Source organism: Anabaena azotica SJ-1 (assembly GCF_047275885.1).
Taxonomy (GTDB): domain Bacteria; phylum Cyanobacteriota; class Cyanobacteriia; order Cyanobacteriales; family Nostocaceae; genus Trichormus_B; species Trichormus_B azotica_A.
Map to the genome: position 1 here is coordinate 1,704,034 of NZ_CP178454.1, position 12,587 is coordinate 1,716,620.

Consider the following 12,587-nt stretch of genomic DNA (forward strand, 5'->3'; position numbering starts at 1 on the left):
AAAATTATATTTTCTGCATGATTCTTTACCTTTTTAATGAAATTGAGGTTAAATCAACAAAGTTCATCGGCATGATTTTGTTTAATCAAAACGCTCGAAATGCTATGTGTACAAGTGTTTGAACTTTTTCAGGAAAACTCAATACATAATTATTTTAATTAAAGCCACTGAAAGCATTAGGGTGTCCTTAATGGTTTAACTATACATACACTCCGAGTCTTGACGATTCCGCAAAATTAGCAGTAAAATGTTTTTAGTATCAGATATGTTCACCGTATTAATACAGTTACTGATTTAGGCAGCAACCTAAATTTATGCACCGTAAATACTATTCCATAATCTCTGTAAATAAACTTTATCGCTGTGAGTTAGATCACAGCATTTGTGTAAATCTATATATAGGTAGAGATTTCCTCAAATCTGAAATATAAATAGTTGATGATTTGAATATATATAATTTTTGGTTAACAAATGGTTAACCATAACAAACAATGAAAAAACCGCCTCTAGCGGCGGTATGGTTAAGCAATCGGAGGGTGATTACAGCTTACTTAATTCATTTTTAAAATGCTGTATCCCAGTTGGCATTTTTTTAGCCTTTGTTATAGGCACTCATAGGTTCTTTAATAAACCGAATGTAAAGATGCCTAAAGGTAGATTTAATGACGCGAGGCATGGCAAAATCAATGGGCATTAATGTTGCTGGTAGTTGCCAATCAGTAATTTGCAATAAATCTGGTGATAGATTGGGAAATTCAATATCTGTTAATTCTGGGCAAATTCCTAATCTTTGAGAAGCAGCAACCGTAGGAACTTGTTCAGGTGCAACTTGCAGAACTTCCAACATTGCCCGATCTAAAGCAAATACATTTGCTGATGCTGCTAAAACATACAAATTACGAGGTTCGCCACCACTTGGGCCATTTCCTTCATGACCAATAATCCCATCTAAAATAGTTAAACTGGGATTAATTGCTCTGGCAGTTTCTACTAACATTTCTCCAAATCTGTTCGCATCTTTACCAGCTTCAAAATGCCACCAGGCTTTCATTTTACCAGGAACACAACCAAAGAGATTTTTAACTCCTAATGTTAGAGTTAATTGGGCATGAGATTTAACTTTAGGTAGGTTAATAATCACATCTGCTTCCATTGCTTCTTTAGAAAGTAACAGGTGATTAAAATTCTCATTAACCGTTTGATAACGTTTCCCGTTAAATTCAACAATGGGAATATTTAATTCTGCTAAAATTGGTAATAACCCATTTGCTATGGCCACACCTTTAGCACTACCAAAAGCGGGACTATCTCCTAAAAATGGCTTACCACCTGCGGCTATCACCATTTGGGCAACAGCGCGGACTAATTCGGGGCGTGTGGTACACTCTTTAGTAGGACGTGAACCTGTGAGTAAATTGGGTTTAAGCAAGACGCGATCGCCCCTTTTCACAAAAGCGGCTATTCCTCCTAATGGTTCTAGCAGCGTTTCTAAAGATTCTTTTAAAGCATCTTGTTCGTAGGATTTAGCCCGGATTAAACTAACGGATGATTTTGGTGTCTGCATAATTAATAATTGCGTTATATTAAGATAATATAGACGAAATTTAACCAGGAAACCACTCAATATCAAGTGATTGCTCAAGTGAGTAAGGGCATTCTATAGGAAAAATAATAGAATTTTGAGTTTTTATTTTCACAAACCCTAAAGCATCTTTGTAAATAGAGTCTAATTCAGATTCTCAATAATTACGCAAGGTGGTATTAATTCTGTAGTTTAATTGAGTTCTAAAATTATAAATTCCTCCTTGCCAGTGAACTGAATTATTTTTATATTCACTTATCCAAGACATTGGTTACAAGTTAAGCTTGTAAGCCTTTTGCCAACAGGCTTTGAGAGAATTATTGAAAAAAGAACTGGTCAGTCTCATTTGATTGAATGTTTGAGTTCTGTATAAAATATACAATTCTCAATAAAACATTCAAAAGTAGTAGATAAAAATTAACTTATTTACCTAGCAAGATAGAAAAAATATTTGCTATTTTATGTTTTATTGAAAAATCAGTTTATTAATCAGTAATTTTGCAGAGATTGAGAGTTAATCAACAAAAAGTAAGTTGGGACAATAAAATCCAATTATCTGAACGATAAACCAAGTAACTGAATATTGAGAAAAAGAGTCATGTTAGATATTGATGAAATGAGTTCAAAAGAAATACATGAATTGCTACACAAAGTAGGATATGGTCATTTGGGCTGCATACATGAAGGCAAACCCTACGTGATGCCAATGTATTATTATCTCGAAAATTCGGATATTTATCTGTTTACAACGGTCGGGATGAAGACTCATGACATAGACGCGAATCCAGAAATCTGCCTACAGGTTGAAGAAATTAACGGGACTCTGCATTGGCGCAGTGTGATTGTGAATGGTCGAGCCTCACGCCTCACCGAACAATCAGACATCGATCGCGCAATGCACTGGATCAAAGAGTGTAATCCAACACTGTCACCTGCCATCAATCGAACTTGGACTGATGCTGAGGGACGTTCAGAAGCCATCGCCATCTACCGCATCCACCAGAGTGAAATAAGTGGACGAACCACTGATGGAATCAGCAGTCGCTAAGAACCGAAATACTGTTTTTGATGTTTTATTAGGAAAAAGCAGAATTATGGTTTCGACGGTCGATATCAATACTGTAGCTGGCTTATCTGAGCTTGAAGCGTACGGCTTGCCGTCTGCGACAGCAAACGCTCGGCTCAAAGATGAAGGCTACAATGAACTCCCCTCGGCTCGCTCTCGCACTATTTTATCGTTCGCTTGGGAAACCGTTCAAGATCCGATCTTCCTGTTATTGGTCGGTGGTGGTATCATTTATTGGATTTTAGGCGACCTACAGGAAGCCCTGATTTTACTGGGTTTTGTCTTCTTCATCACAGGGATCAGTCTTTACCAAGAAGGTAAAACCGAACACGCCCTAGAAGCCTTGCGCGATCTTTCCAGTCCTCGTGCTTTGGTGATTCGGGATGGTGAGCGAAAACGGATTGCGGGGCGAGAAGTTGTTCGGGGAGATATCTTAGTTCTAGCAGAAGGCGATCGCGTACCTGCCGATGCAATGGTACTATCTTGCACAAATCTTTCAACTGATGAGTCATTATTAACTGGGGAATCCCTACCAGTACGTAAAATTGCTGCCGCCGGTACCGTGGAAATGGCGCGTCCAGGGGGCGATGAGTTGCCGTTTGTGTATTCTGGAACCTTGGTAGTTCAAGGACAGGGAATTGCTCAAGTCCAAGCGGTGGGCGCTCAAACGGAGATGGGTAAGATTGGTAAGGCTTTACAAAAAGTCAAGCCAGAACCGACTCCCTTACAACAGGAAATGACTCGGTTGGTGAGCCGTTTGTTTGGTATCGCTTTATTGTTGTGTGTGGCGATTGTAGTGATTTATGGACTGACGCGAGGAAATTGGCTCAAAGGATTCCTTGCGGGTATTACCTTAGCGATGGCAATTTTGCCGAATGAATTTCCGGTTGTCGTGACGATTTTCTTAGCATTGGGAGCATGGCGAATTTCTCAGAAACACGTCTTAGCTCGTCGTGCTTCCGCCGTGGAAACCTTGGGTTCCGCAACGGTTTTGTGTGTGGATAAAACTGGGACGCTGACTTTAAATCAGATGGCTGTACAACAGCTATTTGCATATAACCATGCAGAAAATTCTCACCCATATAATTTGGAATTGCATTTACGCGAGTTGCTCCCCGAAGCATTTCATGAATTAGTCGAGTTTTGCATTTTGGCAAGTCAGCGAGATCCCTTTGATCCGATGGAGAAAGCATTTAAGGAATTAGGCGATCGCTATCTGGCACATACTGAACATTTGCATAACGATTGGATACTGTTACGAGAATATCCGCTTTCACCCCAGCTATTGGCAATGTCTCACGTTTGGCAGTCAGCCGATGGACAACAGTATGAAATCGCTGCCAAAGGAGCGCCGGAAGCGATCGCGGATCTCTGTCATTTCACCCCCCAACAGCAGAAAATTATGGCAGCCCAAATCAGTGAAATGGCAGATCAAGGATTGCGTGTATTAGGCGTTGCCAAAGCCTCTCTTGTTGATGCACCGCCCCCATTTTTACCACCTCATCCCTCGCTCAATCCGCATCATTTACCCGACGAGCAACATGACTTTCCTTTTCAATTTCTCGGATTAGTGGGATTGTCTGATCCAGTGCGTCCAAATGTGGCGGCGGCGATTCAAGAATGTTACACCGCAGGTATTCGAGTGGTGATGATTACGGGTGATTATCCCGGAACGGCTCAAACTATTGCCCGTCAGATTGGATTGATGCAAATGGGAGCAATTCTCACAGGCTCAGAATTGGATCTCATGAGTGACCTTGAACTCCAGGAGCGTATTCAAAGTACCAATATCTTTGCACGCGCTGTTCCTGAACAAAAATTGCGGTTGGTTAATGCTTTGAAATCCCAGGGTGAAGTCGTCGCCATGACTGGGGATGGTGTGAATGATGCCCCTGCTCTCAAATCTGCCCAAATTGGGGTTGCAATGGGACAACGAGGTACAGATGTGGCTCGTGAGTCGGCGGCTTTAGTGTTATTAGATGATGATTTTTCGTCCATTGTGCAAGCGGTGAAAATGGGACGGCGAATTTTTGATAATCTCCGCAAAGCAATGGCATATTTGCTAGCGATTCACATTCCCATTGCTGGGATGTCTTTAATTCCAGTGTTGTTTAAGTTGCCGTTAGTCTTACTTCCCGTTCACGTTGCCTTTCTACATTTAATTATTGATCCAGCTTGCTCAATCGTTTTAGAAGCCGAACCCGCAGAAGCAACGGTGATGCAGCGCCCTCCCCGCAACCCCAAAGAACCATTATTTGGTAAGAAGACTTTGGCTTTGGCAGTGCTACAAGGGGTAGGAATTTTAGCGATCGCTCTCGTCATCTTTGTGGTTGCACTATATCGCAGACAAGGCGAACTTGATGCCCGTGCTTTAACTTTTACGACGTTAATTTTGGCAAATTTAGGACTAATTTTGAGTGAAAGTTCTTCATCTCGTCTCAGTCTCAAAATCTTGAAATCTCCCAATAATGCCCTTTGGTGGGTGATTGGTGGGGGACTGGCTTTTCTAGTGTTCGTGTTGTATGTCCCATTTTTGCGTCAATTGTTCAGCTTCTCCTTCTTACACCCCATTGACCTGGCAATTTGTTTGGGTGGTGGAGCGATCACACTGCTTTGGTTTGAAAAGTTAAAGTTTCTCAATCGACTCCAAAGAGTTATTCAATCCACATCAAGAAAACCTATCCCAGAAAATCTTTGATTTACCAAAAAAATGAGTTTGAGGTTCTTCGCCCTTCTAGGGCAACTTAGATATAATTATGTCAATATAGCTCAGATAAACGCAGATTTTTAGTTCACTAAACTCGATTGTTTATGAATCAGAACCCCGATTTCTTAAAGAAGCCGGGGAGATTGTATTATGTTAAAGGAACAATTGCGCTCATTTGTTCTAAATCTAAGACAGTTGCTAATTCTGCTTCTGTCATTAAGCCTTTTTCCAGAACTATTTGCCGCAGTGATTTTCCGGTTTCTAAAGATTCCTTAGCGACAGCCGCAGCATTAAGATAACCAATGTGGGGATTTAAGGCCGTAACTAATGCTAAACTACCTTCAGCGTAGGCTAAACATCTTTCTTTGTTGGCGGTAATTCCTTGAATACAATTGTTAGTTAAGGCGGAAATTGTATTCCCTAAAATCTCGATGCTGTGAATTAAATTGTAGGCGATGAGGGGCATCATCACATTTAATTCTAATTGTCCTGCTTGTGCCGCTAGTGCGATCGCATTATCGTATCCCATTACCTGAAAACATACCATTGATGTCATCTCTGCCATAACTGGGTTATATTTCCCTGGCATAATGGAAGAACCTGGTTGGACTGGAGGGAGTTGAATTTCCTTAAACCCGGTTTTGGGGCCTGAGTCCATTAACCGCAGGTCATGGGAGATTTTAACTAGGTCTTGGGCTAAATTTCTGACTGCCCCGGAAACGTTCACAAATGCACCCATACTTTGCATGGCGGCCATTAAATGGGGTGCTGGTTCTAAGGGCATTTCTAACAACTGGGAAAGCACTTCTACCACTCGTTGACGATATTGGGGATGGGTATTCATTCCTGTACCGGCGGCACTACCACCTAAACCGAGTACCATTAAATCCCCGGAAGCAATGTATAATCGGTTTTGATGTTCGGTGAGAATTTGCGCCCAAGCCCGGAAGTTTTCGCCTAAGCGCACAGGTACGGCATCCTGTAAGTGGGTTCTCCCGGATTTGACAATATCTTGAAATTCTACTGCTTTGGCTTCTAGGACAGAAATTGCTGTTTCTAAAGAGGGGTGTAAAGTTTGGGAAAGTGCTAATAAACCACCGATACGGATAGCGGTAGGGATGACATCGTTGGTAGACTGTCCGTAGTTGACATGATCGTTGGGACTAACGTGTTTGTAATTGCCTTTTTCGTCTCCAAGAATTTCTAAAGCGCGGTTAGCGAGAACTTCGTTAATGTTCATGTGGTGAGAAGTTCCTGCACCGGCTTGGTAGACATCAACGACGAATTGATCACGTAGTTTCCCTGCTAATATCTCATCAGTGGCTTGGATAATGGCTTGGCTAATGTCTGCGGGAATACAACCGAGTTCACCATTGATAATTGCAGTAGCTTTTTTAATATATAGCCCTGCTTCTATGTAAGTGGATAATGGCTTTAAACCACTGATAGGGAAGTTTTCGATAGCGCGTTGAGTTTGGATGCCATAGTAAACGTTATTGGGGATTGTGCGATCGCCCATCGAGTCCCGTTCAATGCGAAAATCTGTATTGTTAGTCATCGTCTGTATGGATAATCTCAAAATAAAGATCATCCCATGCTAGGATGCTAAACGTCTAATTTAGCAATGTTTTATTTTTGATTGATGAAAATCGGTAATCATTGTTAGTTTAACGCAGATAAACGCGGATATACGCGGATGTTGCGATCAATCTTTTTTATTATTTGCAAATTCAGTGTTTTTTATATTTTTATTTAACCCTAAATGTAGGGTTTTAGCAATGCTCAACTTCTATAATATCATTGAATATTAAGCCACATTGATTAGTTTATCCATTACTGAATTTACTCATTGTCTTTATTTACAAATACTGATGTTATCCAATAGAATAGAGAAAGTTAATTTTTTCAAAAAAACTTATGGGAATTGAAGAATTATTACTACCATTTCGAGAACAAATATTAAAAATTGCTAGTAAATATGGTGCTGATAATCTGCGGGTTTTTGGTTCTGTTGCTAGAGGTGAAGCAACACCAGATAGTGATATAGATTTTTTGGTAGAATTACAACCCCAAACCAGCTTATTTGATTATATTGGTTTAATGCAGGATTTAGCAGCATTATTGGGACGAAAAGTGGATATTGCTGAACCTGGTAATTTACATGAGTTAATTAGAGATAAAGTATTAAGTGAGGCTGTACCTTTATGAAAGATGAACGTTTATATTTAAGTAATATTCAAGAATGTATTGAAAGAATAGAAGAATATACGAAAGGTGGTAAGGAGGAATTTATGCAAACCAAAATGATTCAAGATGCTGTAATTCGCAATTTTGAAATTATTGGGGAAGCAACAAAAAGACAGGACTTACGCAACTGGCACAGGCGATCGCTATATCATAGTATTTTTGTACTGAAATAAGTGACGCAACTGGCAAAATCAGTCTCGGCGCGGTGGTTCTGTGCCTTCGATATCAACTAGGTTTAAAAAAACCAAACTCCAGTAAAAAGCGAATTTTGCAATTATTAAAATAGATTTTTAATTACAAACATCACAAATAATAAAAATACGATGATTCCGGAAGTGGTAAAATAATGAATACCATAAATTATCAATTCTGATTTAATATGAAATTTACTAAGTTAGATTATTGCCAATATCTGCTAAGTAGCCAAATCAACTATACTATTACTAACTTGGCAGAGCATTTAGAAAATATTAGGACTTACGCAAGTGTCACACCAAACATCTATTTTATGGTGCGTCAGATATCAAATATATGTTTATTTGCAGGATTTATGAAGTCTGACGCACCCTACTAATATGCCAGTTGCGTAAGTCCTGTCCAGAAGAAGATAATATTTTAATTTATCCACAAAACCAACAACCAATATTTTTAGAAAATGCATCAGATATATTACCAGTTCCAGAACTAGTTAGTGATTTAAATTTGACTTTGGGACAATTATTTGATTGGCTGAAGTTGTAAACAATCATCAAATGCATATCTCATCCCAACTATATGAATCTACCCAACACGATTACTTTTTCCAGACTTTTGGGAATACCTTTTTTACTTTACGGTTTATATATTCCTACTTCCCAAGCTCAATGGATATGTTTAACTATATTTTTAATTGCAGCCTTAACTGATTGGTTAGATGGATATTTAGCGAGGAAACTTAACCAAATTACTGATTTAGGAAAATTTCTTGATCCTTTAGTAGATAAATTATTGGTACTTGCGCCATTATTAGTGTTAGTTGAATTAGGAAAAATACCAGCTTGGGGAGTATTTGTAATTTTAGCACGAGAATTAGCGATCGCAGGTTGGCGTGTTAATCAAACTAGCATCACTGGTGCAAACATCTGGGGTAAGTTAAAAACAGTCAGTCAAATCATGGCGATCGCTCTACTCATAGCACCTTTATCACCAGCCTGGCAACTTCCAGCTTTAATTGCCTTTTGGAGTTCCGTAATGTTAACTGTAATTTCAGGAATTATTTATCTATTACCAGCAAAACAAGCATAATTATGTGTAATGACAAGGAGCAGGGGAGCAAGGGAGCAGAGGAGCAAGGGAGCAGGGAAGCAGAGGAGCAGGGGAGCAGGGGAGCAAGGGAGCAGAGGAGCAGAGGAGCAGAAGAGGAAAATTAATTCTTTCTTCTGACTCCTGAACTCCTGAACTCCTGACTCTGAATTAAACAGCTTTCAAAATCTCATCATCAACAGAAAAATCTATCTCTGCTTTATCTGCACCACTGGCTAAATAATCATTATGCAAAGAATCTTGCAAACCAGAAACTAAATCAAATTTCGGTTGCCAATTTAATTCTGTAATTGCTTTGTTTACCGATGCAAAGAAGTGTTGTACACGCATTGGGAAAGCTTTACGTTTGCCAAAATCAAACTTTTTCGGATCGTAATGCACAATTTTAATATCATCAGCAGATTTGCCAGCAGCAACAGCGCAAGCACGGGCTAAACCATCGAAAGTCACAAAGCGATCGCCTGATATATTATAAATCTGTCCAATTGCCTTTTCATTACCAATCACCTGCAACATCGCCTGTGCTAGATCCTGAACATGACCTAACTGAGTAATGTGCATCCCATTGCCAGGAATCGGAATCGGGCGATCGCGCACAATTCTATCAAAAAACCAGCTTTCCAAAGGATTATAATTCTGCGGTCCGTAAATATAAGTCGGACGAATCGAAGTAAAAGGAATACCCAATTGCTGCAAGTAAGCTTCCGTCTCATGCTTACCCTTGTGACGACTCTTCGGATCAACAGTATCACCTTCAACATGAGGCATTTGATCAGATTTCAGATATACCCCCGCAGAACTCATATACACAAAATGTTTGACCCGTCCTTGGAAAATTTCCGCCAACGGTTGAGTATCAGCAAGTTCCCGACCATTATTGTCAAAAATGACATCAAACTCTTCTTGTGCTAATTTTTCTTTAAGCTGGGTTGGGTCAGTGCGATCGCCTATAATTTGTCCTACACCATCAGGCATTGGATGATTACCACGATTAAACAAAACCACCTCATGTCCAACTTCCACCAACAGCCCCCTCAAGTAGACACCAATGAACCGAGTCCCACCAATAACCAGAATACGCATAAAATCCCAATTCCTTAGTAACTTAGGTGGCAAAATCACCCCTGTCATTGAGGTTATCAGAGGGAATAGCGAATAGGAAACTATTTAAAAGTCAAAACTCAAAAGTTAATTAATTTGCCCCTGCCCCCATACATAACCTATCCACCCCATAAACTTAGCTGTGCCTTTGAAATATGCTTTAGTTCATGAGTGGCTAACACCTAAAGCCACAGGCGGTTCAGAACTCGTAGTCAGGGAAATATTGAATCACATAAATGCTGATTTATATGCCCTGATTGACTTTGAATCCAGCAACCCTGAAAGTTATCTCCACAAACGTCAAATTGGTAAAACCTTTCTCCAGCACTTGCCATTAGCTAGCAAAGGTGTACAAAAATATCTGCCTTTGTTACCATTGGCCATCGAACAATTGGATTTGCGGCAATATGACGTAATTTTGTCTTCATCCCACGCTGTAGCCAAAGGCATCCTCACAACCCCCGATCAGCTGCATATTTGTTACTGTCATAGCCCAATGCGCTATGCTTGGGACTTGACCTTTGATTATCTCAACCAAAGCAAATTAGGAAAAGGCGGCATTGGATGGATCACCAGATATTTGTTGCATAGTTTACGTCAATGGGATGTATTGAGCGCCAACCGCGTAGATTATTTCATTGCCAACTCTCAACATACAGCCCGACGGATTTGGCGTTGTTATCGACGAGAAGCAAAAGTCATTTACCCACCAGTAAACATCGAAAACTGTCCCTTTTCATCTGACAAAGAAGATTTTTATCTGATCGTTTCCCGATTAGTCAGCTACAAACAAGTATCCTTGATTGTTCAGGCTTTTAATCAGCTAAAACGACCATTGGTGGTGATTGGTACAGGACCAGAAATGAAACAGCTGCAAGAGATAGCAAATCCTCATATCCAAATACTGGGATGGCAACCAGAGAATGTGGTAAAAACATATATGGCTCGTGCTAAAGCCTTTGTTTATGCAGCTTGTGAGGATTTTGGTATTGCCTTAGTAGAAGCGCAAGCTTGTGGAACTCCAGTTATTGCTTATGGTGCAGGAGGGGCGCTAGAAACAGTCAGAGATATTCGTACCTGTATGGACACAGGAACAGGTATATTTTTCAAAGAACAAACAATAACAGCTTTAGTGGAGGCAGTAGAAAAATTTGAAGCCTATCAGGATTTTTTAAAATATGAGTATATAAGATTACACTCGACTCAATTTTCTCGACAAGTTTTTGCAAATCGCTATCTAGATTTTCTCAACCAGTGTCAAGAAAAAATCCTGCCCTGAAGTGATGGTCAAGATTTTTGTATTTATTTTTTAGGCTTTTGGGAATTTAATCCCAGAATCACTGCCTTTTAGCTTTAAGATCGGGACTATGTGTGGTGTGGATTATTAAGGAGTATGATGACTGCCCAGAGCTCACTCCTCTCCGGCAAGCGATACCCACGTAAAGATGCCAGTGCCTCAATGCGTACTTTAGCAAAACGTGGTCAAAAAACTAAACCCCCCAAGGTACAACCTAGAGGTTTGGTTTTTCAGGGTTTAAACGGAGAGTTTGCCAAACGACTGTTTGATATTGCATTTTCGCTGTTGGTTTTGATCTTGTTTTTCCCAATATATATAATCTTGGCCTTACTGATTGCTGTCAGCTCAAAAGGTCCAATCTTTTATGTCCAAGAACGGGTTGGTAAAAACTATCGCCGATTTAAATGTATTAAATTCCGCACTATGGTGAGCAATGCAGATGAAATGCTTGCCCAAATCATGGAAACATCGCCAGAGTTGCGCCAGGAATTTACCAGCACCTTTAAACTCAAACAAGACCCCCGAATTACCAAAATCGGACACTTCCTGCGAATTACCAGTTTAGACGAATTTCCCCAATTTTGGAACGTTTTAAAAGGGGATATGAGTGTTGTTGGACCACGCCCTTTAGTAGCCCAAGAATTACCAAAATATGGCTGTCACATCGAGCAGATTTTAACCATCCGTCCGGGAATTACTGGATTATGGCAAGTGTCTGGGCGGAATGATATTCCTTACCCCCAACGAGTTCAAATTGACCTGCATTACGTCAAATATAGGAATTTTTGGCTAGATTTATGGATCATTCTGAAAACCATTGATGTAGTCATCATGCCTAAAAATAACGGGGCATATTAAAGGAGTATGGCTTACGCCACGCTCCGCTATCAGGAGTATGGCTTACGCCACGCTATGCCTACGGCACAATGCGTGAATGCTATCAAGAATTCAGGAGTATGGCTTATGCCACGCTCCGCTATCAGGAGGAAGAATTAAGTTTTTTCTTCCGCTTCACCTCTCTATTGCCTACGGACTACTGCCTTTTGCTATTAATTTTATTAAAAATTTACATAAAACAATAATTCGTTAAGTTTTGGCTAAGATCATATAAATAATTAAATTATACTAAGAACTTTGACGACGATAGTGAGAAACTGAGTTGTTAAAGTGCTTTTTATTAAGTATATTGATTGACATTTAAGTTTTGATCCAACTAAAACTTATATGTTTATCATCAGGCAGTCTTAGCAATTACTTGCTAATTTACTATCATATTGTCTGTTAC

The 12,587-nt window shown here is 39.9% G+C and carries 11 protein-coding genes and 1 pseudogene; 8 read left to right on the plus strand and 4 right to left on the minus strand.

Features of this window, described 5'->3' with window-relative positions; translation table 11 throughout:
- Positions 1-592: 592 nt before the first annotated feature.
- Together ACLLO5_RS07395 and ACLLO5_RS07400 are read right to left on the minus strand one after the other, a co-directional pair.
- The gene (locus ACLLO5_RS07395; protein ID WP_413174832.1) at positions 593-1,564 is read right to left on the minus strand and encodes a DUF362 domain-containing protein; all 972 of its coding nucleotides are present in this window, start codon (positions 1,562-1,564) and stop codon (positions 593-595) included.
- A gap of 40 nt (positions 1,565-1,604) precedes the next feature.
- Positions 1,605-1,724 (minus strand): annotated as a pseudogene (locus tag ACLLO5_RS07400) (DUF29 family protein); the annotation flags it as partial.
- Between the two features lie 456 nt (positions 1,725-2,180).
- On the opposite strand from ACLLO5_RS07400, the gene ACLLO5_RS07405 reads away from it, so the two are divergent.
- Together ACLLO5_RS07405 and ACLLO5_RS07410 are read left to right on the plus strand one after the other, a co-directional pair.
- Positions 2,181-2,630 (plus strand): pyridoxamine 5'-phosphate oxidase family protein, encoded by a 450-nt coding sequence (locus ACLLO5_RS07405; RefSeq protein ID WP_413174833.1) that lies wholly within the window; start codon positions 2,181-2,183, stop codon positions 2,628-2,630.
- Between the two features lie 46 nt (positions 2,631-2,676).
- Positions 2,677-5,346, plus strand: a complete 2,670-nt coding sequence (locus ACLLO5_RS07410) for a cation-translocating P-type ATPase (RefSeq protein WP_413174834.1) — start codon at positions 2,677-2,679, stop codon at positions 5,344-5,346.
- 157 nt (positions 5,347-5,503) lie between these two features.
- Here the strand turns inward: ACLLO5_RS07410 and ACLLO5_RS07415 are convergent, their stop codons facing one another.
- Positions 5,504-6,913, minus strand: a complete 1,410-nt coding sequence (locus tag ACLLO5_RS07415) for an aspartate ammonia-lyase (RefSeq protein WP_413174835.1) — start codon at positions 6,911-6,913, stop codon at positions 5,504-5,506.
- A 359-nt stretch (positions 6,914-7,272) separates the two neighbouring features.
- Here ACLLO5_RS07415 and ACLLO5_RS07420 point away from each other — a divergent pair, with 359 nt between their 5' ends.
- From ACLLO5_RS07420 to pgsA, 4 genes are all read left to right on the plus strand, one after another.
- Positions 7,273-7,563 carry a nucleotidyltransferase family protein gene (locus ACLLO5_RS07420; RefSeq protein WP_413174836.1) on the plus strand — a complete coding sequence of 97 codons (291 nt, stop codon included), beginning with the start codon at positions 7,273-7,275 and terminating at the stop codon, positions 7,561-7,563.
- Complete coding sequence (locus tag ACLLO5_RS07425) at positions 7,560-7,775, plus strand: DUF86 domain-containing protein (RefSeq protein WP_413174837.1); 216 nt, start codon at positions 7,560-7,562, stop codon at positions 7,773-7,775. The genes ACLLO5_RS07420 and ACLLO5_RS07425 overlap by 4 nt, the downstream gene beginning before the upstream one ends.
- A gap of 409 nt (positions 7,776-8,184) precedes the next feature.
- Positions 8,185-8,343 carry a hypothetical protein gene (locus ACLLO5_RS07430; RefSeq protein WP_413174838.1) on the plus strand — a complete coding sequence of 53 codons (159 nt, stop codon included), beginning with the start codon at positions 8,185-8,187 and terminating at the stop codon, positions 8,341-8,343.
- Positions 8,344-8,376: 33 nt separating this feature from the next.
- On the plus strand, positions 8,377-8,886 hold the full coding sequence (pgsA, locus tag ACLLO5_RS07435) for a CDP-diacylglycerol--glycerol-3-phosphate 3-phosphatidyltransferase (RefSeq protein ID WP_413174839.1): 510 nt from the start codon (positions 8,377-8,379) through the stop codon (positions 8,884-8,886).
- A gap of 168 nt (positions 8,887-9,054) precedes the next feature.
- Here pgsA and ACLLO5_RS07440 read toward each other — a convergent pair whose 3' ends face one another.
- Entirely contained in the window at positions 9,055-9,987 is a 933-nt protein-coding gene (locus tag ACLLO5_RS07440) for an NAD-dependent epimerase/dehydratase family protein (RefSeq protein WP_413174840.1), read from the minus strand.
- Between the two features lie 160 nt (positions 9,988-10,147).
- Between ACLLO5_RS07440 and ACLLO5_RS07445 the strand changes: the two genes are divergently transcribed.
- A complete protein-coding gene (locus ACLLO5_RS07445) occupies positions 10,148-11,284 on the plus strand; it encodes a glycosyltransferase (protein ID WP_413174841.1) in 1,137 nt (378 codons plus the stop codon).
- Between the two features lie 117 nt (positions 11,285-11,401).
- A complete protein-coding gene (locus ACLLO5_RS07450; RefSeq protein ID WP_413176026.1) occupies positions 11,402-12,160 on the plus strand; it encodes a sugar transferase in 759 nt (252 codons plus the stop codon).
- Positions 12,161-12,587 lie beyond the last annotated feature (427 nt).

Bases quoted from the DNA above. Each gene is read 5' to 3' on its own strand.
- ACLLO5_RS07395 (WP_413174832.1), bottom strand. From the start codon at position 1,564: ATGCAGACACCAAAATCATCCGTTAGTTTAATCCGGGCTAAATCCTAC.
- ACLLO5_RS07405 (WP_413174833.1), top strand. From the start codon at position 2,181: ATGTTAGATATTGATGAAATGAGTTCAAAAGAAATACATGAATTGCTA.
- ACLLO5_RS07410 (WP_413174834.1), top strand. From the start codon at position 2,677: ATGGTTTCGACGGTCGATATCAATACTGTAGCTGGCTTATCTGAGCTT.
- ACLLO5_RS07415 (WP_413174835.1), bottom strand. From the start codon at position 6,913: ATGACTAACAATACAGATTTTCGCATTGAACGGGACTCGATGGGCGAT.
- ACLLO5_RS07420 (WP_413174836.1), top strand. From the start codon at position 7,273: ATGGGAATTGAAGAATTATTACTACCATTTCGAGAACAAATATTAAAA.
- ACLLO5_RS07425 (WP_413174837.1), top strand. From the start codon at position 7,560: ATGAAAGATGAACGTTTATATTTAAGTAATATTCAAGAATGTATTGAA.
- pgsA (WP_413174839.1), top strand. From the start codon at position 8,377: ATGAATCTACCCAACACGATTACTTTTTCCAGACTTTTGGGAATACCT.
- ACLLO5_RS07440 (WP_413174840.1), bottom strand. From the start codon at position 9,987: ATGCGTATTCTGGTTATTGGTGGGACTCGGTTCATTGGTGTCTACTTG.
- ACLLO5_RS07450 (WP_413176026.1), top strand. From the start codon at position 11,402: ATGACTGCCCAGAGCTCACTCCTCTCCGGCAAGCGATACCCACGTAAA.